At 37.3% G+C, this 20649-nt stretch carries 22 protein-coding genes; 21 read left to right on the top strand and 1 reads right to left on the bottom strand.

Translation table 11 applies throughout. The features are described from left to right. Window positions 1-62: 62 nt before the first annotated feature. From IGI42_RS15740 to recN, 13 genes are all read left to right on the top strand, one after another. Window positions 63-761: a hypothetical protein gene (locus IGI42_RS15740; protein ID WP_438716817.1), complete on the top strand. Its 699-nt coding sequence runs from the start codon at window positions 63-65 to the stop codon at window positions 759-761. A gap of 715 nt (window positions 762-1476) precedes the next feature. Beyond that, on the top strand, window positions 1477-3075 hold the full coding sequence (locus tag IGI42_RS15745; RefSeq protein WP_438716818.1) for an LTA synthase family protein: 1599 nt from the start codon (window positions 1477-1479) through the stop codon (window positions 3073-3075). A gap of 216 nt (window positions 3076-3291) precedes the next feature. Continuing rightward, complete coding sequence (locus IGI42_RS15750; protein WP_438716819.1) at window positions 3292-4356, top strand: M24 family metallopeptidase; 1065 nt, start codon at window positions 3292-3294, stop codon at window positions 4354-4356. A 77-nt stretch (window positions 4357-4433) separates the two neighbouring features. Next, on the top strand, window positions 4434-4991 hold the full coding sequence (efp, locus tag IGI42_RS15755; protein WP_438716820.1) for an elongation factor P: 558 nt from the start codon (window positions 4434-4436) through the stop codon (window positions 4989-4991). A gap of 14 nt (window positions 4992-5005) precedes the next feature. Beyond that, entirely contained in the window at window positions 5006-5431 is a 426-nt protein-coding gene (locus IGI42_RS15760) for an Asp23/Gls24 family envelope stress response protein (protein ID WP_207675281.1), read from the top strand. Further along, window positions 5424-5882 carry a transcription antitermination factor NusB gene (nusB, locus tag IGI42_RS15765; protein WP_438716821.1) on the top strand — a complete coding sequence of 153 codons (459 nt, stop codon included), beginning with the start codon at window positions 5424-5426 and terminating at the stop codon, window positions 5880-5882. Before IGI42_RS15760 ends, nusB begins: the two co-directional genes overlap by 8 nt. Before the next feature lie 56 nt (window positions 5883-5938). After that, window positions 5939-6793, top strand: a complete 855-nt coding sequence (locus IGI42_RS15770) for a bifunctional methylenetetrahydrofolate dehydrogenase/methenyltetrahydrofolate cyclohydrolase (protein WP_438716822.1) — start codon at window positions 5939-5941, stop codon at window positions 6791-6793. Between the two features lies 1 nt (window position 6794). Further along, window positions 6795-8132 carry an exodeoxyribonuclease VII large subunit gene (gene xseA / locus IGI42_RS15775; protein WP_438716823.1) on the top strand — a complete coding sequence of 446 codons (1338 nt, stop codon included), beginning with the start codon at window positions 6795-6797 and terminating at the stop codon, window positions 8130-8132. Then, entirely contained in the window at window positions 8132-8356 is a 225-nt protein-coding gene (locus IGI42_RS15780) for an exodeoxyribonuclease VII small subunit (protein WP_438716824.1), read from the top strand. The genes xseA and IGI42_RS15780 overlap by 1 nt, the downstream gene beginning before the upstream one ends. 1 nt (window position 8357) lies before the next feature. After that, a complete protein-coding gene (locus tag IGI42_RS15785; protein WP_438716825.1) occupies window positions 8358-9236 on the top strand; it encodes a polyprenyl synthetase family protein in 879 nt (292 codons plus the stop codon). An 11-nt stretch (window positions 9237-9247) separates the two neighbouring features. Then, the gene (locus IGI42_RS15790) at window positions 9248-10060 is read left to right on the top strand and encodes a TlyA family RNA methyltransferase (RefSeq protein WP_438716826.1); all 813 of its coding nucleotides are present in this window, start codon (window positions 9248-9250) and stop codon (window positions 10058-10060) included. Between the two features lie 10 nt (window positions 10061-10070). Next, window positions 10071-10529, top strand: a complete 459-nt coding sequence (locus IGI42_RS15795; protein ID WP_438716827.1) for an arginine repressor — start codon at window positions 10071-10073, stop codon at window positions 10527-10529. Between the two features lie 10 nt (window positions 10530-10539). After that, window positions 10540-12210, top strand: coding sequence for a DNA repair protein RecN (gene recN / locus IGI42_RS15800; protein ID WP_438716828.1), 1671 nt, complete (start codon window positions 10540-10542; stop codon window positions 12208-12210). 129 nt (window positions 12211-12339) lie between these two features. Here the strand turns inward: recN and IGI42_RS15805 are convergent, their stop codons facing one another. Continuing rightward, window positions 12340-12456 carry a DUF4044 domain-containing protein gene (locus tag IGI42_RS15805; protein WP_438716829.1) on the bottom strand — a complete coding sequence of 39 codons (117 nt, stop codon included), beginning with the start codon at window positions 12454-12456 and terminating at the stop codon, window positions 12340-12342. A gap of 229 nt (window positions 12457-12685) precedes the next feature. Between IGI42_RS15805 and IGI42_RS15810 the strand changes: the two genes are divergently transcribed. The 8 genes from IGI42_RS15810 (at window position 12686) to murG (ending at window position 20648) form a co-directional block, all read left to right on the top strand. Next, window positions 12686-13063, top strand: a complete 378-nt coding sequence (locus IGI42_RS15810; RefSeq protein WP_438716830.1) for a DUF3397 domain-containing protein — start codon at window positions 12686-12688, stop codon at window positions 13061-13063. A gap of 161 nt (window positions 13064-13224) precedes the next feature. Continuing rightward, the gene (mraZ, locus tag IGI42_RS15815) at window positions 13225-13656 is read left to right on the top strand and encodes a division/cell wall cluster transcriptional repressor MraZ (RefSeq protein ID WP_438716831.1); all 432 of its coding nucleotides are present in this window, start codon (window positions 13225-13227) and stop codon (window positions 13654-13656) included. Window positions 13657-13671: 15 nt separating this feature from the next. Continuing rightward, window positions 13672-14628, top strand: a complete 957-nt coding sequence (gene rsmH / locus IGI42_RS15820; protein ID WP_438716832.1) for a 16S rRNA (cytosine(1402)-N(4))-methyltransferase RsmH — start codon at window positions 13672-13674, stop codon at window positions 14626-14628. 5 nt (window positions 14629-14633) lie between these two features. Beyond that, a complete protein-coding gene (gene ftsL / locus IGI42_RS15825) occupies window positions 14634-15014 on the top strand; it encodes a cell division protein FtsL (protein ID WP_438716833.1) in 381 nt (126 codons plus the stop codon). Beyond that, window positions 15015-17189, top strand: a complete 2175-nt coding sequence (locus IGI42_RS15830) for a penicillin-binding transpeptidase domain-containing protein (RefSeq protein WP_438716834.1) — start codon at window positions 15015-15017, stop codon at window positions 17187-17189. 16 nt (window positions 17190-17205) lie between these two features. After that, a complete protein-coding gene (gene mraY / locus IGI42_RS15835; RefSeq protein WP_438716835.1) occupies window positions 17206-18168 on the top strand; it encodes a phospho-N-acetylmuramoyl-pentapeptide-transferase in 963 nt (320 codons plus the stop codon). A 12-nt stretch (window positions 18169-18180) separates the two neighbouring features. After that, entirely contained in the window at window positions 18181-19548 is a 1368-nt protein-coding gene (gene murD / locus IGI42_RS15840) for a UDP-N-acetylmuramoyl-L-alanine--D-glutamate ligase (RefSeq protein WP_438716836.1), read from the top strand. Between the two features lie 8 nt (window positions 19549-19556). Next, window positions 19557-20648: an undecaprenyldiphospho-muramoylpentapeptide beta-N-acetylglucosaminyltransferase gene (gene murG / locus IGI42_RS15845; protein WP_438716837.1), complete on the top strand. Its 1092-nt coding sequence runs from the start codon at window positions 19557-19559 to the stop codon at window positions 20646-20648. The last annotated feature ends 1 nt before the right edge of the window (window position 20649 follow it).

The raw sequence follows: 20649 nt of genomic DNA on the forward strand, positions 1-20649 counted from the left end.
CCGGATAGCTTTTTTTGTAACCTTTCTTTATACTAAGAACATCTTCGAAAGGAAGTGTAAACATGAATGTTTTGTTTATATTTGACGACAACGAAAAATCCACTTTTTTTCTCTATAATTTGAAAAAAGGCAATAACCGTTTGGCGCGTTTTTCACCGGAAGCGCCTGTAGGAAAATCAGTACTGGGGAATTTATACATGAGTGTGCCAATCGAACAATTTCTTCAAATGTTCTCCAAGGTCTTTTCACTAGATGTCTCGAAATACCTGATTTTGAAAAAGGCAGATAGTCTGCGGGCTGTAGCAGAAGCGGGAATAGAATCCGATGGGAAGATTTCTGTTACTGTTTATAAAGAATTTACCGCTGTAAAAAATAATCAACAGTTTAGGACTGGCACGCAACGTTTGTCTTTGGCAGAATTAGATGCATATATTTCATATCAAATAGATGATGATGGCCGGTTGGATGTGTTTGAACGCCAAGAAGATGTTATTCGTTTAATGAAGCAAAAAACGGTCCGGCCTAAACTATCCTCGATTACTAAAAACTATGGCACCATCAAAGGGTTTTCTGGCAATAACTTAAGTTTAAAAGATATGTTGAAAATGGGAACCGGTTATTTAGCTAAAGGGAGCGCTCATATGGATAAGGTGACGATTCCGGTAGATGGAACTTATAATCTAGATGGTGAATTTCCTTATCGTATAAATAAAGTGAACATGACTGAAAATCTGAATGAGCTACAGCGACGGTTGCGCTAGAAATAGCTGTTGGAAACTCTTTAGATATGTCGTTTTGAATTAGTAAATGATCAATGAATAGATCAGGCGGGTTTTTATTTTTTTAAAAGCTTTGCCTGATTTTTAGTTGAATCGATCTTTTTGAAGAGGACATAGTAAACACATTTGCGAAAGCGAGCGCAAGTAGTGCTGATTCAATCTATTCTATATGGAATAGATTCGCTGAAAAATTCTTTATCTGCAAAAAGAGGTGTTTCGATTCGGAGAAGTTCCCTGCAATTTAGAGAGGAAGAAATCATTTATTCCTATTCATAAATCTGTGCAATTATTATTTGAAATTCGTTTAGCTTTAGACAGAATTAGTAGTTCAAATTATTAGTCACTGTAGAAGAATATGCTATGGGATATAGATGGGATTGATTATGAAAAATAAATTGATGTTTAATCGTCAAAGCGCTATCAAATATGCTATAATTCTTAAAGTAAAATTATTTGCACCCTAGGAGGAAACATGCTTACGATTCTATTATTATTAATTTTGTTTATTTATAGACGCCTAAATCTCTCTAGGAATACGAAAGTCTTCGTGTGTCTATATTTATCTTTATTTTATTCGATGGTTATAATTTATCTTTGGCAATACTTTGGACTACCTTTACTGAATTGGAGGGTGCTAATCTACCCGTCTATTCAATTTCTATTAAATTCTATATTAGCTCTGTTTGTTGCTCTGATAGTGGCAGACGTATTACTGTTTTTCAATTGGTTAAATAAGGCAAAGAAGATTCGGTATTCCTCTTATTTTGAATGGAAACAAAGAGTTATTTTTATTTTTTCAGGTTTACTGGTATTTTTAGGCAGTTTGTTGTTTTTCAGCAGCAAGTGGGCGATGAATTATTTTGGTGATCTTAAAATTGATCAAATTATTTATACATTGAGTCAACCGTTAACTGGGACAGATCCTGGTCAAATTAAGGAGTTTATTACATCGCCTCTATTAGCAGCAGGTATAAGTGTATTTAGTATTATGTCTCTTTTTTACTTTTTAAGTACATTTTCTATTGTAAAAATCGAAAAATCCAAGATTCTTCAAAATAAAAGAGTATTTTCAGCTTTGGTTGTGGGAATTAGTTTTCTTATGCTGTTTTTAGGAACGATTTTAGGCGTGAGAGAAATTGGTTATGCTGATATTAGATCTTATTTCTTTGAAACGACTACAATATACGAGAGTCATTATGTTGATCCTAGCATGGAGGATATAGCATTTCCTGAAGAAAAGCGTAATTTAATCTATATCTTTATGGAATCTCTAGAGAGCAGTTATTTTTCAGAAGAGTTGGGGGGGATTCAAGCGCATAATTTATTGCCCAATTTAGGTGAATTGTCGTTAAATGAAGGAATTAATTTTTCTAATAGAGGGGAGCTAGGTGGAATGTTGACTATTCCTTCTGCTTCTCAAACAGTTAGTGCCATGGTTGCGCAAACTTCGGGAATTCCACTCAGGATTCCTACTGGGCTGGATGCAAATGACTATGGGCAAAACGGGGCACCGTATCTTCCAGGCGCGTTTTCTATAGGCGAAGTTCTAGAAAAGGAAGGGTACCAACAAACATTATTATTAGGATCGGATGCTGCTTTTTCTGGGCGAGATAATTACTTCACTCAACACGGAAACTATAACATCATCGATTATAATTCCGCAAAAGAGAATGGGTGGATTCCGGAGGATTATCGTGTTTGGTGGGGATATGAAGATGAAAAACTTTACGAATATGCAAGAAATATAGTTAGCGAAATGTCTCAGCACGATGCACCCTTTAATTTTACCATGTTAACAGCTGATACCCATTTTGAAGATGGTCTTATGACTGAGAATACACCACAAATTTTCGATGATCAATACAGTAATGTCATTCATTATGCTGACGGCATGGTTAGAGAGTTCATTGAGTGGATTAAAATTCAACCTTTTTTTGAAAATACTACTATAATCGTTTGTGGGGATCATTTGACAATGGACAGTGATTTTTTTGTAGATGTTTCAGAAGATTATGAACGTTCTGTGTTCAACTTAATTCTGAATAGCGGAAAAAATGATTTCAATAATAAAAATCGATTATTTAGTGCAGTTGATATGTATCCTACTACATTAGCAGCTTTAGGAGCTGAGATTCCAAATGATCGCTTGGGGCTGGGAACTAACTTATTCTCAAATAGTAAGACAATAATAGAAGAATTGGGTTACGATGAGTTGTATACTGAGCTTTCAAAAAGATCTAAGTATTATGAAAATAATATCATTCAAGGAACTGATCTCGGTGTAGTATATCAATAATCAACTATTCTTAATCGAGTTTTATATTTGTTCAAAAATTGATAAAAAGGTACTAGCTGATTTTTAGCAATTGCTAACCTACAAATATCTTGAAGGCTTGACTTTGATCCTATTTATTTTTATAAATCGTTAATGAAACGGGAGTTTTTGCTCCGGTTTCTTTTTGTATTTGTTCAGGTTTTGTTATAATAGAAGATGGAAATGAGGCGGTAAGTGATGTTAGAAAGAATCAATAAATTACGAGATTTGATGAGGAAAGAAATATTGGACGGATATTTGGTTACAAGTCCGGCTAATTTAAGGTATTTAACAAACTTTACAGGTACGGCAGGACTAGCTATTATCACTCTGGAAGAGGCATACTTTGTCACGGATTTTCGTTATGTTGAACAAGCAGCTGACCAAATTCAGGAAATGTCTATCTTGCAGCATCAAGGTGCAATTGGTGAAGTGATAATTGATTTAGTTGAGAAGCACCAATTATCAGCTCTAGGATTTGAAGACAATCATCTTACCTTTGCAGAGTACGCTAGCTATGCGGAAATTCTGGAAACTGAATTTGCACCAGCTAGTGGCTTAATTGAACAATTGCGTGAACAAAAAGATGAATCTGAATTGTCAATTATTGAAAAAGCTTGTAGTATTGCTGATGCAGGTTTTGATCATGTATTGAAAATGATTCGTCCTGGCATGACAGAAATTGAAGTGGCCAATCAATTAGACTTCTTTATGCGTTCTTTGGGAGCAACTGGCACTTCCTTTGATACTATTGTAGCTTCAGGTGTCCGCTCAGCACTTCCTCACGGTGTAGCAAGTGAAAAAGTCATCGAACGAGGTGAACTGATTACTTTAGATTTTGGCTGTATCTATAAAGGATACGTTTCAGACATTACCAGAACTATTACAATCGGTGATCCTGGAGAACAACTAACAGAAATTTATGGGATTATTCTTGAGGCTCAGCAGAGAGTTATTGAGGAAGCAAAAGCAGGCGTTACTGGGAAGTATTTAGATGATGTTGCGCGCTCAATCATTACGGATGCTGGATATGGAGATGCCTTTGGACATTCAACCGGTCACGGGATTGGTTTAAATATTCACGAGGGGCCAAACTTGAGCTGGACCAATGAAGAACCTCTAAAAGTCGGCAATGTTGTTACGAATGAGCCCGGAATTTATATCAATGGATTAGGTGGCGTTCGAATTGAAGATGACCTAGTTATTCTAAAAGAAGGAAATCGTACATTAACCCATTCACCAAAGGAACTAATCATTCTCTAGTAGTGGTAGCGAAAGCGTCAAAGAAATGATAAACTAGAAACAAATCTCTAGTTGATAAGAATCAAGGGGGAATAGTAATGATCTCAGTAAATGATTTTAAAACTGGGTTAACGATTGAAGTAGATGGCAGCATTTGGCGTGTAGTAGATTTTCAACATGTAAAACCCGGTAAAGGTGCTGCTTTTGTTCGTTCAAAACTAAAAAACTTGCGCACTGGTGGCGTACAAGAAAAAACTTTTCGTGCGGGTGAAAAAGTAGCTAAAGCCCAGATTGATAATCGGAAAATGCAATATTTGTACGATGATGGTGGGAACTATGTCTTCATGGATATGGATAATTATGAACAAATAGAGATTCCGCAAACTCAAATAGCAGACGAGATGCGCTATGTATTAGAAAATACGGAATTAAATGTAATTATGTACGGCAGCGAAATCTTAGGTGTAGATTTACCAAATACAGTTATTTTGGAAGTAGCTGAAACTGAACCAAACATTAAGGGAGATACGTCTTCAGGTGGTTCAAAACCAGCGATAATGGAAACTGGATTAACAGTCAATGTTCCATTTTTCGTGAATCAAGGAGATAAACTTATCGTTAATACTCAAGACGGAAGTTATGTCTCACGGGCATAAAGGAGAGAGTTAATATGGCAGATGAAAAAAATTTAGTTTTACGCGAAAATCAGGATCTTGGCGAAATTATTATTGCTCCAGAAGTTATCGAGGTCATCATCGGGATTGCTGCATCGAAAGTAGCGGGTGTCTACGGCATGCGGGGATCATTTGCCAATAATGTCACTGAGCTTTTGGGAAAAGCTGCTCACGGAAAAGGCGTTTACTTGACCAATGACGAACAAGGATTAAAAGTAGACATTTATACCTATCTTGAATATGGTATTTCAGTCCCTAAAGTTGCTATGGACATGCAAGAACGCGTGAAGCAACAAGTTCTATTTATGACTGATGTTGCGTTGAGTGAGGTAAATGTCCACGTAGTTGGCGTAGTAGCGGAGAAATTGGAACAGCCAACACTTGAAGAATTATTCAATGATGAAGAGGAAAACGATGAGTAAAGAGTTATCACGTCACGAAATCCGTGAAAAGGCCCTACAGGCACTTTTTCCACTGGATTTTAATCAGGAATTAACAAAAAAAGATGCAATTAATCATGCTTTGAGTTTGGATCAAGCTGAATGGATTAGCGAAGAAGAAGATTCATTTGTACCCGCTTATTTGGATGAACTAGTCGGAGGTGTCTTAGACAGTAAGTCTGAGTTGGATCAAGTTATCCAAAAACATTTGCGGTCTAATTGGTCCATTCAGCGGATTGCTAAAATGGATTTAGTTATTTTGCGAATGGGCATTTATGAAATGCTTCATAATGAACAAGTGCCTAATCGGGTTGTACTAAATGAAGCGATTGAATTAGCTAAAACTTTTAGCGATGATCAATCAAGAAAATTCGTAAATGGCATTTTATCGAATGTAATGAAAGAGATCAATGAAGCTGGAAAAAATAGCTAAACGAGCTATTTTTTCCAGCTTCATTTCAAATCATAATGATATACGGGAGTGAAAGCATGGGAACGATTATTAATGGAAAAGAATTAGCGGAGAAGCTTCAAGATGCTACCGCAATAGAAGTAAAAGAATTAGAAAAAGCTGGGTTACGACCAGGACTGGTGGTCTTATTAATTGGCGATAACTCGGCTAGTCAGACCTATGTAAAGAACAAACAACTGGCTGCTCAGCGCATCGGAATTCATTCAAAAGTGATGCGATATCCAGCAACAATTTCAGAAGCAGAATTATTAGAAGAAATTGAGCAGTTTAATCAGGCAGATGAGTTTCACGGTATCTTAGTTCAGTTACCGTTACCAAAGCACATCGATGAAGAAAAAGTGTTGTTGGCAATAAATCCAGTCAAAGATGTTGATGGCTTTCATCCAATGAACTTAGGTAGATTGTTTGCAGGTGCTCCTCATATGATTCCGTGTACTCCGTATGGCATTATGAAAATGTTTGAAGCTTATGACATTTCTTTAGCTGGTAAACAGGCGTTAATAATCGGACGCAGCAATATTGTAGGTAAACCAATGGCCCATTTATTATTGGCGGCGAATGCAACAGTAACAATTGCACATTCTAAAACGGCAAATCTACCAGAGTTGGCTAAAAAAGCCGATATTTTAGTGGTTGCGATTGGACAAGGTCATTTTGTGACTAAAGAGTTTATCAAGCCTGGTGCTGTAGTGATCGATGTGGGCATGAACCGTAGTTTAGAAGGTAAATTAATAGGCGATGTTAGATTTGATGAAGTTGAACCTTTAGCTGGATTTATCACACCTGTACCACGTGGAGTTGGTCCGATGACGATTACAATGTTAATGCAGCAAACAGTTGAGGCATGTCGACGACAGAAACTAGGTGAGTAATTTGAGACAGGAATATTTAACGGTTAGTGCCTTAAATAAATATATTAAACGTAAATTTGACGTAGATCCTTATTTGGAGCAAGTGTACCTGACTGGTGAAATATCAAATTTCCGTTTGAGACCTAACAACCACCAATATTTCAGTTTAAAAGATGAACGATCAAAAATTAACGCAATCATGTTCAAAGGACCTTTTCAGCAATTGAAATTTACTCCCAAGGAAGGGATGAAAGTTTTAATTGTTGGAAGAGTTGCTCTTTATGAAGCTAGCGGGATGTATCAAATTTACATTGAGCACATGGAACCTGATGGTGTGGGTGCTTTGTACCAAGCTTTGGCAGAGCTACGAGAAAAACTGGATAAAGAAGGTCTGTTTTCACTTCCTAAAAAAATTCTTCCAAGATTTCCTAAACGGATCGCAGTACTAACAAGTCCTAGTGGGGCTGTTATTCGCGATATCATTACAACAGTCAAACGACGGTATCCAATTGTGCAATTGGTATTATTTCCAACTGTTGTTCAAGGCGACAAGGCTGCAGAAAATATTATCAAGAACATTAAGCGAGCTGACACTGGTGAGTTTGATACGATGATCATTGGTCGTGGTGGTGGCTCAATTGAAGACTTATGGCCGTTTAATGAAGAAGTAGTGGCCAGAGCAATTGCTGCTTCATCCACACCAATTATTTCATCGGTGGGACACGAAACAGATACAACTATTGCTGACTTAGTAGCTGACGTGAGAGCGGCTACGCCAACAGCTGCAGCTGAATTGGCAGTTCCTGTACTAAATGAGGAGCTATTGCGGCTTAAGGAAAGACAAAGTCGTTTAGAACAAGCGTATTTAAATCAGTTAGAACGAAAAAAAGAACATTATCAGCGAATAATGCAATCTTATATTTTTAGACAGCCGATGCGATTATATGAAGCACAAAGTATTCAGCTTGACCGGTTGACTCAACAGCTGCAGCAAGAAACGTCTCTTTTAGTTAATCAGCAAGAAAAGTTACTGCTACAAACAATTGGAAAGCTTAAGCAAGCTACTCCTTTAAATCGCGTACGCACTAGCCAACAACAACTTGATTACTTAACAAATCGTCTGCGACAGCAAATGAGCGCATTTATGGAGCAAAAAGAACAAAAAATGAGGCATGCCATTGCATCTTTAGATTTGCTGAGTCCTCTTAAAATAATGGGACGCGGCTACACCTATACTACACAAAATGATCAAGTAGTTCGATCAGTTAATGAATTAAAAGAAAATGAAGTGATGGTTCATTTTGTTGATGGAACTGTTCAAGCGACAGTTAATAAAATTGTTAAAAAAGGAGAAGTATAATGGAGAATGCAACATTTGAAGAATCCTTAGCAGAACTTGAGGATATCGTTACTCAGTTGGAACGAGGCGATGTTCCATTAGAAGAGGCATTAGAAGTTTTCCAAAAAGGTATGCTATTAAGTAAGCAATGTCAAGATACATTGAGTAAAGCGGAAAAGACATTGACTAAGATGATGACAGAAGACAATAAAGAGGTTCCGTTTTCAGGCGAGGAGGAAGCCTAGCATGTTGCAAGCTTTAAGAACCAAAGAATTGCCTAAAATAGAAGAAGTCATGCTGACATTTATTCAAGACCATACAAGTAATCAGCAGTTGGCTGAGAGTATGGCTTATTCGGTAAAAGCCGGAGGGAAAAGAATTCGTCCGCTTATTGTATTAGCTACAACAGCTTCTTTTAATGAGCAGATTGATGTCAATACTTATCATGTTGCTGCCGCACTAGAAATGATCCATACTTATTCATTAATACATGATGATTTGCCAGCAATGGATGATGATGATCTACGTAGGGGGAAACCAACTAATCACATAGTGTATGGTGAGGCACTGGCAATCTTGGCTGGAGATGGCCTATTAACAGGTGCTTTTCAACTATTGAGCGAGACCTCTTTGGAAGCAAAAAAACAGGTGTCGTTGTTGCAGTTATTAGCTAAGTCTGCAGGATCAGAAGGTATGGTCGCGGGACAAGCTGGTGATATCACTGCTGAGAAAAAGCAAGTGTCTTTAGAAGAATTAGTGGCTATTCATCGTGGGAAAACCGGTGCATTATTGACCTATGGATTTGTTGCAGGAGGAATTTTAGCTAATCAAACTGATTATGTGATGGAGCAATTGCAAAAACTAGGGCAGCATGTCGGATTAGCTTTTCAAATTCGAGATGATTTATTGGATATAGTCGGAAACGCTGAAGAATTAGGAAAGAACGTTGGTCAAGATGCTAAACTGGAAAAGAGCACATATCCATCACTTTTAGGGCTTTCAGGAGCAAAAGAGGCTTTACAGAGTGAATTGAATCAGGCATTAGCAGTAGTTGATGAACTAAAAGAAGTCGAAGTTTTTGATTCGGGTCTTTTCCAAGAACTGATTACATTGTTCGAATTATAGAGGAGAACAGCATGAAAAAAGAACGTGTTGATATTTTAGCCTTTAACCAAGGGTTATTTGAAACAAGAGAAAAGGCAAAGCGAGCGATCATGGCAGGTCAAGTATATGATCAAAATAATGAACGCCTAGATAAACCAGGTGAGAAAATAGCAGAAAATACAAAGTTACAAATAAAAGGACAAGGTTTAGCGTATGTTTCTCGAGGAGGACTGAAGCTAGAAAAAGCTTTGCAAGTATTTGATCTCTCAATAGCTGACAAATACGTTTTAGATATTGGTTCATCCACGGGTGGTTTTACTGATGTCGCTTTGCAAAACGGCGCTAAAATGAGCTACGCTTTGGATGTAGGATACAATCAGCTAGCTTGGAAAATTCGTCAGGATGAGCGGGTTGTCGTTATGGAGCGAACTAACTTTCGCTATTCAAAACCAGAAGATTTTTTAAATGGACAGCCTGATTTTGCGACAATTGATGTGTCTTTCATCTCATTGAAGTTAATTTTACCACCTCTAAAAAAGATACTTTCTTCAAATGGAGACGTAGTAGCTTTAATTAAACCACAATTCGAAGCAGGCAAGTCACTCGTTGGAAAAAAAGGAATTATAAAAGATGCTTCAACTCACCTGAATGTTTTAGAGAATATTACACAATTTTCTTTACAGGCTGGTTTTGACGTAAAAGCTATAACTTATTCGCCAATTACTGGTGGTGAAGGAAACATTGAATTTTTAGTTCATTTAAAATCAGGAGATGTGTTAGGTCAAATGGATCCTAAAATTGATTTAAAGGAAGTCGTTGCCCAGGCTCATCAGCAATTAAGATAGGAGGTTCTATATGCGAAAGCAAGAACGGCATCGGTTAATTACTCGTTTACTCAGCGAAAACGATATTAAAAGACAAGAAGACTTTGTAACAGTTTTGGCCGAAAAAGGGGTAAATGTTACTCAAGCGACCATCTCTCGAGATATTAAAGAGATGAAATTAATCAAAGTTCCATCATCTAATGGTGGCTATCGTTATAGCGTACCTCACAAAAATGAAGAGAACCTATCCGAACGTTTATCTGATTTGTTACAAGAGGCTTTTTTAACAGCAGATCAAATGGAAAAAATGGTTGTATTGAAAACTCTTCCAGGGAATGCTTCAGCGGCAGCAAATCTGATTGAAAAATTTTATAGTAAAAAGCTATTTGCTGTTTTAAACGATGATGATAGTGTACTAATGATTGCACGTTCAGAGCAAAATGCAATGGAACTGTACCAAGAAATTAATAGTAGAAGCCAAAAAGAGTAGGTGATATAGTATGTTGCAGGAATTAACAATTAAAAATTTTGCAATTATTTCTTCTTTGCATCTAACTTTCGCCAACGGAATGACGGCATTAACTGGTGAAACGGGTGCTGGAAAATCGATCATTATTGATGCAGTTAGCTTATTAGCTGGTGCGAGGTCTTCAATTGAGTATATCAGACAAGGTAGTGAACACTGCTTGTTGGAAGGGATTTTTGACTTGCCTCAGCAACTAGAATTCCATGAATTAGCTGAAGAATTGGGAATTGATATAGAAGAAAATATACTAATTGTTCAACGAGATATGAACTTATCAGGCAAAAATATTTCTCGAATTAATGGTCGGACAGTTACGTTAGCAAGTCTACGTAAAATCGGTCAATACCTTGTTGATATACAAGGACAAAATGACCATCAAGAATTAATGAACCCAGAATCTCATTTGCGTTTATTAGATAGCTTTGGTTCCAAAATGTTTCAAAAGAATAAACGGAGTTATCAACTAGAACATAAAGAATATGTTGATTTAACAAGACGAGTGAATAAGTATAAAAAAAATGAACAGTCCTTCGCTCAGCGCATTGATATGCTAACTTTCCAACAAGAAGAAATTGAAAATGCTCAACTGGAAAAAGATGAGGAAGAACAGTTGATAGAAGAAAGAGAGAAACTGACGAATTTCCAGAGAATCGTTGACACACTTTCGTATGGGTATCAGGGGCTGACGGATGATACTGCAGGTGCTTTAGACGCAGTTGGCTCTGTAAGTCAGGAATTGCAATCGATTGCTTCTTTAGACAGTGAATATCAAACTATTTCAGAGAATGTAAGCAGTGCTTATTATTTATTGCAAGATGCTGCAAGCGAAATAAGCCGCCAACTGGATGCTTTGGAACTGGATGAACAAAGATTAGATATAGTTAATGAACGTTTAGATCTTATTCATCAATTAAAGCGTAAGTATGGTGACTCAATCGAAGCTATCTTGGATTATTACAAAAAAATTAGCCTAGAGTTATTGGAGTCGGACTTTTCAGAAGGGAAATTAGAGCAGCTAGAAAAAGAGCTTTTGGAAAAAGAAAGTGTATTGACTGAGCAAGCGCAAGCAATACATGTTCAACGGGAAAAGATAGCTGAAAAATTAGAAGTAGCTATTCGGCAAGAGCTAAAACAGCTTTACATGGGGAATGCTCGTTTCCAAGTGATGTTTAAGACTACAACTCTTCAAGAAGATGGGCTGGATCAGGTTGAATTCTACATTACTACAAATCCTGGTGAGCCGTTAAAACCGTTAGTAAAAGTTGCTTCAGGTGGTGAAATTTCTCGAATTATGCTTGCCCTAAAAACGATTTTTTCCAAAACGCAGGAATTGACAAGCATTGTATTTGATGAGGTTGATACTGGTGTTAGCGGTAGAGTAGCTCAAGCGATTGCAGATAAGATTTATCAGATTGGTGAAAATTCACAAGTGTTATGTATCACTCACTTACCGCAGGTTGCTGCTAAAGCAGATCACCAACTATTTATCCAAAAAGAAATTGTAAAGGGTCGGACGATTACAAAAGTAGAGGAATTGCCAGAAGCTGAAAGAACAAATGAAATTGCTAGGATGCTAGCTGGGGCAGAAATAACCGATCTGACAATCCAGCATGCAAAAGAATTATTGGCAATGGCCAAGCAATAAAAAAACGCTGTTCCACAAGATTAGGAACAGCGATTTTTTTGGCATAACGAGTATATGTTCGACGTGAGGACATTGTTGGTGATAGACTCTAAAAAATTGGGCAAAGCTATAGAATTTAGTGAAATATTCTCACATGATACTGATGATACTGCTAATTACAAGCGATCCAATAATCAAAATCAGCATCGCCCAGATAATGATTTTTGTGATTTTAGAAAACGTGCTGGTTGAATTTTTCTCCTTCAAATTTGTCACCATCCTTGTACATATTCACGGTTATAATACTCCAAATTTATCTCTGCTGCAAATTTACTCCTGAAATTATAAAAATTATAAGCAATTCTTGAGAAGTATGTCCAAAATGTGTTCTTTGTTAAGAGTTGCTAAATCTACTAGATTTTAAATAAACTGAAACAAAAATGTAATGAAAATGAAGTATAGTGACGTTAGTAGTTATAAGTAGGAAGGAATGGGTATGTTGGGTTCATTTTCACCAATTTTATTATTGTGGTATGTATTTCCGATAATCATACTGTTAGGTTCAGATTATATTGTCAGTGTACTAAAATTGAAACAGCGTTTTAATATTAAAGTTCCAGATATATCTGTGCCATTTTTGTTTGTAGGGATGCACGAGATATCGAAGCATATGAGTGCGTTCTCAATTTTACCATATTTTTTGCTGACGATTTTGTTATTAGGCATTGCTGTGGTTGTCTTTCAAGCTTACCGGTATCGTGAAATCATATATGGGCGCTTTTTCAAAATGTTTTGGCGCCTGACATTTTTATTGTCTGTAGTAATGTATTTTGTCTTAATTATTGCCAGTTTTATCCGTTTGATTTTTAGTTAAAAAACTTTAAAAAAACTGGCTAAAATGCTTGGTATCATTGAAAATTCAATATGGTTAGTGAAGGTCAAACAACTCTAGTTTTAGTTTCCTAGAAATTGTGGTAGATTGTGGGGGATTGTGGTAGACTAAACTCATGCAGTGGGAGATAGGGGCGAAACTTGATGTTCATGGGAGAATTTCAGCACAATATTGATGCCAAAGGCCGATTAATTGTGCCTTCGAAATTACGTGAGCAACTTGGGGAAAACTTTGTAGTCACACGGGGCATGGATGGCTGTTTGTTTGGTTATCCTATGACTCAGTGGAATGAACTAGAAGAAAAGTTGAATGAAATGCCGTTATCTAAAAAGGACGCTAGGGCATTTGTCCGTTTTTTTTATTCTGCTGCGACTGAATGTGAAATTGATAAACAAGGTCGAATTAATATTCCGGCTACTTTAAGAAAACACGCAGGTTTGGAAAAAGAGTGTGTAATTATTGGTGTAGCTAATCGAATTGAAATATGGAACGAAACACGTTGGCGTGAATTTACTATAGAAACAGAAGCTAGTTTTGACGACATTGCGGAGACAATGGTAGATTTTGGCTTTTAGGGAAGAGGATTTTTGATGACGGAAGACTTTCAACATATAACTGTTTTATTACATGAAACAGTAGATGGACTAGCTGTTAAGCCTAACGGTATTTATGTTGACTGTACACTTGGTGGAGCGGGACATAGTGAGTATTTATTACAGCAATTAAATGATCAGGGGCATCTTTATGCATTTGATCAGGATCAAAAAGCAATTGACAACGCAGCAATCCGTTTAGAAAAGTATGTTAAAAAAGGTCAAGTTACCTTTATCAAAGCTAATTTTAGAAAGTTAGCCGAACAACTTGCTTTTTTTAATGTGAGAGCTGTAGATGGCATTTTGTATGATTTAGGTGTTTCTTCCCCTCAATTAGACGAAGCTGAGCGTGGATTCAGTTACCATCAAGATGCACCACTTGATATGCGGATGGATCAGACAGCGCCCTTTAGTGCGTACCATGTCGTAAATGACTATTCCTATCAGCAATTAGTGAAGATCTTTTTCCGTTACGGAGAAGAAAAATTTTCTAAACAGATTGCTCGTCTAATAGAGCGAAAAAGACAAGATGCACCGATTGAAACAACGAGTGAACTTGTGGAATTGATTAAGGAAGCAATCCCAGCCCCAGCTAGAAGAAAGGGTGGCCATCCAGCTAAGCGAGTTTTTCAAGCTATCCGGATTGCTGTAAATGATGAGTTGGGTGCAATTGAAGCATCATTGGAACAAGCGATTCATCTATTAGCGCCTAAGGGTAGAATTAGCGTAATCACGTTTCACTCATTGGAAGATCGAATTGTAAAAACGATTTTTAAAGAATACAGCTCGCCCAAGGACACGCCACCAGGACTTCCTGTAATTCCTGAAGATTTTCAGCCGGTGTTGACTTTGGTGAATAGAAAACCGATTGTTCCGTCAAAAATAGAGTTAGACGAGAATAATCGTGCGCGGAGCGCAAAATTAAGGATCGCAGAAAAAACAAGGGAAGGATAAGAATTATGGCTGAATTAAAAAATAATCAACACAATCAGTTTGATTATGCATCACCTGAGCAACCAATTCAAACGCCTGATTCTTTTGAAGTCTTTGTTTCCCCAGCAGATCGCTTAAAGAAAATCTCTCGTATTGAAAAAATTGTTGCAGGTGGTCTCTTAGTTATGCTTATTGGCATGGCAATTATTATGGTAAATACACGCAACGAAATTAGTAAAACACAGAATGAAGTAACTAACATACAAACTGAAATAAATCAAAAAGAAAGAACAGCGACCCAATTACAGCAAGAAAAGAACGAATTATCACGTTCAGATCGGTTGAAAGAGATCGCTGAGAAAGATGGACTTTCAATTAACGACGAGAACTTAAGGAAAGTGAAGTAAATGAGCTTTAAAAGGATTAAGCGTAAAATCCGAAAAAAAAATTTAACTCCGATGAACAATCGCAAAAAAGTAGGTATTATTTTATTTGCTACGAGTATTGGATTGTTCTTTTTGTTTGCTGGGCGAATGATCTTTGTTGTCGCTGGCGGGCACGTAGCTGGGACCTCTCTTGAGGAGAAGACAAAAGAGCTTTATCAAGGAGAACAAGTCATACCAGCTAAACGCGGAACGATTTATGATAGAAATGGGGTGGCTATTGCTGAAGATGCAACCTCTTATTCTATTTATGCTGTTTTGTCGGAGAGATATACTTCGGGTGACGAGAAACTATTTGCTCAGGAGAAAGATTTTGAAAAACTTGCAGAAATTATGCATGAGCAACTAGGTGCTAAAAAAAGTAGTGCTTTAAAAAAATTAAAAGATGGTAAAGAAGATAATTTATATCAAGTAGAATTTAATCCTTGGGGTAAAAATATTTCTGAAGAAACTAAGCAAAAAATTGAAAAAGCGATGGAAGAGGCAGGGGTAAAAGGTCTTTATTTCGAAGATCACACTAAACGGATGTATCCTAATGGGGCCTTTGCGTCTCACTTTATTGGTTATGCTTCTCCTGACAAGAATGAAAAGCTTAGTGGTGTAACTGGATTAGAAGCAGCCTATGATGATGTACTAAAAGGTAAAGATGGGAAAATTGTTTATCAAAAAGACAACAATCAAAATCCTTTGCCGGGGACAGTTGCTGAGCAAGTGGCGTCTGAAGATGGCGAAGATATTTATACTACTCTTGATGCTGGTTTACAAAGTTATTTAGAAACTTTGTTGGATCAGGTAGCCGAAGAAACGAAACCGACTGAAATGACTGCTACGTTGATGCAGGCGAAAACAGGTGAATTTTTAGCAATGTCTCAAAGACCGACTTATAATCCTGAGACTAAGGAAGGGTTAAATGATGACTCTGTTTGGCGAAATATCTTAGTTGAAGATACTTATGAGCCAGGTTCAACTATGAAAATATTCACAACCGCTGCGGCAGTAAATGAAGGTATTTTCAATGAAAATGAAAGCTTTACATCTGGAAAAATCAATGTTGCCGATGCTACAATTAATGATCATGATTTGGGAGCTAAAGGTGTATTGACTATGAGACAAGCTTTGTCGTGGTCAAGTAATGTTGGAATGGTCATGCTTGAGGAGCGTTTAGGTGATAAGTGGCCGGAATACTTAAAACAATTTGGTTTTGGTCAAAGTACTTATTCAGGTCTGCCGGGTGAAAGTAGCGGAACTTTGCCAACAAGTAACATAGTTGACCAAGCAATGAGTGCTTATGGACAGTCGATCGGTGTAACCAATTTTCAAATGATGAGAGGCTACACGGCAATTGCCAATGACGGCAAAATGTTACAGCCTCATTATATTAAAAAAATGGTTAATCCCAATACAGATAAAGAAATTGTCACTAAACCGGAAGTAGTGGGTGAGCCCGTTACTGCAGAAACGGCTGAAAAAGTTCGTGAATATATGCGAGACGTCGTGGAAAGTCAAAACTATGGATCAGCATATGACCAATATAGTGTACCAGGTTACAACATTTCAGCTAAAACCGGAACAGCACAAATTTTTGAAGATGGGGCCTATTTATCTGGGGCTACTAACTATATTTACTCAATAGCGTTGATGTTACCATCTGAAGATCCAGAGTTTATTTTGTATCTGACCTTGAAACAACCTGAAAGCTATCCTGAAGGTGTGCTTGGTAAAATTGCCAACCCATTATTGAACCGTGCAATGGAATTTCAAGCACAAGAAACAGATACAGAGGATTCAGAAGATCAGCAAGTAACAGTGGAAGACTATCGTAATCTTGATACTGAAACAGCTGTTAGTGATGCAAATAAACGTGGTGTAAATGCAGTAGTCGTTGGAACCGGAAGTGAAGTTGTAAAACAATCATCCACACCAGGTGAAAAAGTGATGACTAACGAACGTTTGATCTTATTGACAGATGGTACTAAAGAATTACCAGATGTCCGTGGCTGGTCAAAAGCAGATATATTAAAACTATCAAATTTACTTGATATAGAAGTGGAGTTTACTGGTGAGGGGTACTGTACGAAGCAAAGTATTGAACCTTATACAGAAATCTCCAATCAAAAATTAAAAATCACTTTAAGTTAGGACTGGAGAGAAAAAAATGGAACCGGCACAACTATTTATTGCCTTTGTCAGTAGTTTTGCAATTACTGTCGCATGGATGCCCTTTTTGATTGGCTATTTTAGAATGAAAAAGCAAGGTCAAGCTATTCGTGATGAAGGACCTGAATGGCACAACGTAAAAGCAGGAACACCTACGATGGGGGGAGCAGGCTTTTTAACAGCCGCTGCGATTACTATTGTATGGTTTAGTGTTTGGCAAGGTCAAGTGACCACCTCTTTATTGTTGTTGCTATCTGTTTTGGTGCTTTATGGAATCATCGGGTTCTTAGATGATTTTCTAAAGTTAGCTAGAAAACAAAATGAAGGGTTAACCTCTAGACAAAAATTTGTTGGACAAGTAGTTGTGGCCGTTTTATTTTATTTTATTTACCACATAGAAGGCTTCAGTAACACGCTGAACTTTTTCGGAATTGATCTGCCGCTAGGTATTTTGTACGGATTTTTTGTTATTATATGGTTGGTGGGATTTTCTAATGCAGTAAATCTAACTGATGGGATTGACGGTCTAGTTTCTGGACTATGTACAATTTCTTTTGCAGCGTATGCCATTATCGCTGGGTATCAACAGCAATATGAGGTATTAATCGTCTGCCTAAGTGTTATTGGAGGTTTAGTCGGTTTCTTCCCATATAATAAGAAACCTGCTAAAATATTTATGGGTGATGTGGGGTCTTTGGCTTTAGGGGGATTATTGGCAGCAATATCCATCTTATTACATCAAGAATGGACACTACTTTTGATTGGACTTGTTTATGTCTGCGAAACAGCTAGTGTGATGATTCAAGTTACTTCATTTAAACTAACTGGCAAACGTGTTTTTAAGATGTCTCCATTGCATCACCATTTTGAAATGACTGGATGGTCAGAATGGAAAATAGATACGGTTTTCTGGTTAATTGGTCTAATTGTTTCGCTACTTGTTTTAGTGATTGTATTGTAGGAGATGAAAAGAATGAAACAAATAAAACGATATGAAAATGAAAAAGTTCTAGTCTTAGGATTAGCTAAGAGTGGGTTTAGTGCGGCCAAGTTGCTTCATCGCTTGGGCGCGCTTGTTACTGTAAACGATGGAAAACCATTCGAGGAGAATCCTGCTGCCCAAGATTTATTGGAAGATGGTATCCGAGTTATTACGGGAAGCCATCCGATTGAATTGTTAGATGAAGACTTTGCTTTAATGGTTAAGAATCCTGGTATTCCTTATAATAATCCCTTAGTAGCAAAGGCCGAGTCGTTACATATACCTATTTTGACGGAAGTGGAGTTAGCTTACCAGGTTGCTGATTGTCCAATCGTTAGTATTACTGGAACGAATGGTAAAACTACAACAACCACGATGATTGGCCTGTTGTTGAATCAAAATAGGGAAAAGGGAAAGGCTTACTTAGCTGGCAATATTGGATTTCCTGCTAGTGAAGTCGCCCAAAAAACTACTGTTGATGACGATATAGTGATGGAAATGTCTAGCTTTCAATTAATGGGAATTGAGGAATTCCGTCCTCATATTGCGGTTGTTACTAATATTTACGAAGCACATCTGGATTACCACGGTACTCGTGATAATTACGTTTCTGCGAAATGGGCTATCCAGAAGAATATGGAGATCTCTGATTATTTAGTTATCAATTGGGATTCTAAAGAATTGCAGGAGCTAAGTAAACAAACTGCAGCAACTGTTGTTCCGTTCTCCACTGAAAGCATCGTGGAAAATGGAGCGTATTTAAAAGACGAATTCTTATATTATAAAACAGAAAAAATTATGTGTGTGAATGATCTTGGGGTTCCTGGAAAGCATAATATTGAAAATGCATTAGCCGCAATTGCTACTGCAAAATTAATGAAAGTATCAAATGAAGCGATTCAGGTCGCATTAGCTAATTTTCATGGTGTCCCTCACCGTACACAATATGTAACAGCGATCAATGGACGTAGTTTCTACAATGATTCGAAAGCTACAAATAGTTTAGCAACAGAGATGGCACTAAGTGGATTTGACAATGAAAAAGTTATTCTTCTAGCTGGCGGATTAGATCGCGGAAATGGTTTTGATGAATTGATTCCTGCTTTTAAGGGGCTGAAAGCGATTGTTTTATTTGGTGAAACAAAAAGTAAGCTATCAGAAACTGCTGAGAAAGCAGGAATAAAAACTATTTTATTGACTGAAAATGTGGAAACAGCGGTGCCTTTAGCTTACGATTGTAGCTCAGTAGGAGATAGTATTTTACTTTCTCCGGCAAATGCTAGCTGGGATCAATATTCTAGCTTTGAAATTCGTGGAGAAAAATTCATACAAGCTGTGAACAAACTTGAGGAGAAATAGGAGACAAAATGAAAATACTCGTAACAGGCGGCGGAACAGGAGGGCATATCTATCCAGCACTTGCTTTTATCCGCTATGTAAAAAAAATACAACCTGATGCTGAGTTTCTATATGTTGGAACTCATCGTGGACTGGAAAACAAGATTGTCCCAGAAACTGGAACTCCTTTTAAAACGATTAAAATTCAAGGCTTTAAACGTAAGGTTTCAATGGATAACATTAAGACCTTGCAAATGTTCATGGAAAGCTTGAAACGATCAAAAGAGATAATAAAAGAATTTCGACCAGATGTAGTAATTGGTACAGGTGGGTATGTCTCTGGATCTGTTGTATTTGCAGCAGCGCGACTAAAGATTCCCACAATTGTGCATGAGCAAAATAGTGTGCCGGGGATTACGAATAAATTTCTAAGTCGTTTTGTTGATAAGGTTGGCATTTGTTTTCCAGATGCGGCACAATACTTTCCAGAAAAGAAAACTGTGTTGGTTGGGAATCCTCGAGCGCAAGAGGTGATTGCTAATGGCAAGTCAGAGGTTCTTTCTGATTACGGATTGACCCCTGAAAGATCAACTGTTCTAATTTTTGGAGGCAGTCAAGGAGCGCTTAAAATTAATCAAGCAGTCATTCAAGCATTACCACAGTTAGCTAAGAAGGACTATCAAGTACTTTATGCTTCAGGTGAACGTTATTTCCAAGAGTTGAATCACAAATTTGAAGCAGGTAAAATATGGAAAAACATTTCTTTACAACCATACATTAAAAATATGACTGATGTGATGGCTAATGTTGATTTGTTAATTGGTCGAGCAGGTGCGACATCTATTGCAGAGTTTACGGCTTTGGGACTTCCAGCGATTTTAATTCCTAGTCCATATGTTACAAATGATCATCAAACTAAGAATGCAAAGAGCTTAGTAGATGCTGGGGCTGTGAGTATGATTAAGGACGATGAATTAACAGGTGAAAGTCTTATAAAAGCAATCGATACAGTCATGAACGATTATCAATTAAGAACAAAAATGGCAGAGGCTTCGAAAAAAGAAGGCATTCCTGACGCAGCAGAACGCTTATGGCGTTTAGTAATTAGTATCGTGAAATAAG

The sequence above is a fragment of the Enterococcus sp. AZ109 genome (assembly GCF_051714625.1).
In the GTDB taxonomy this organism is placed as follows: domain Bacteria; phylum Bacillota; class Bacilli; order Lactobacillales; family Enterococcaceae; genus Enterococcus_A.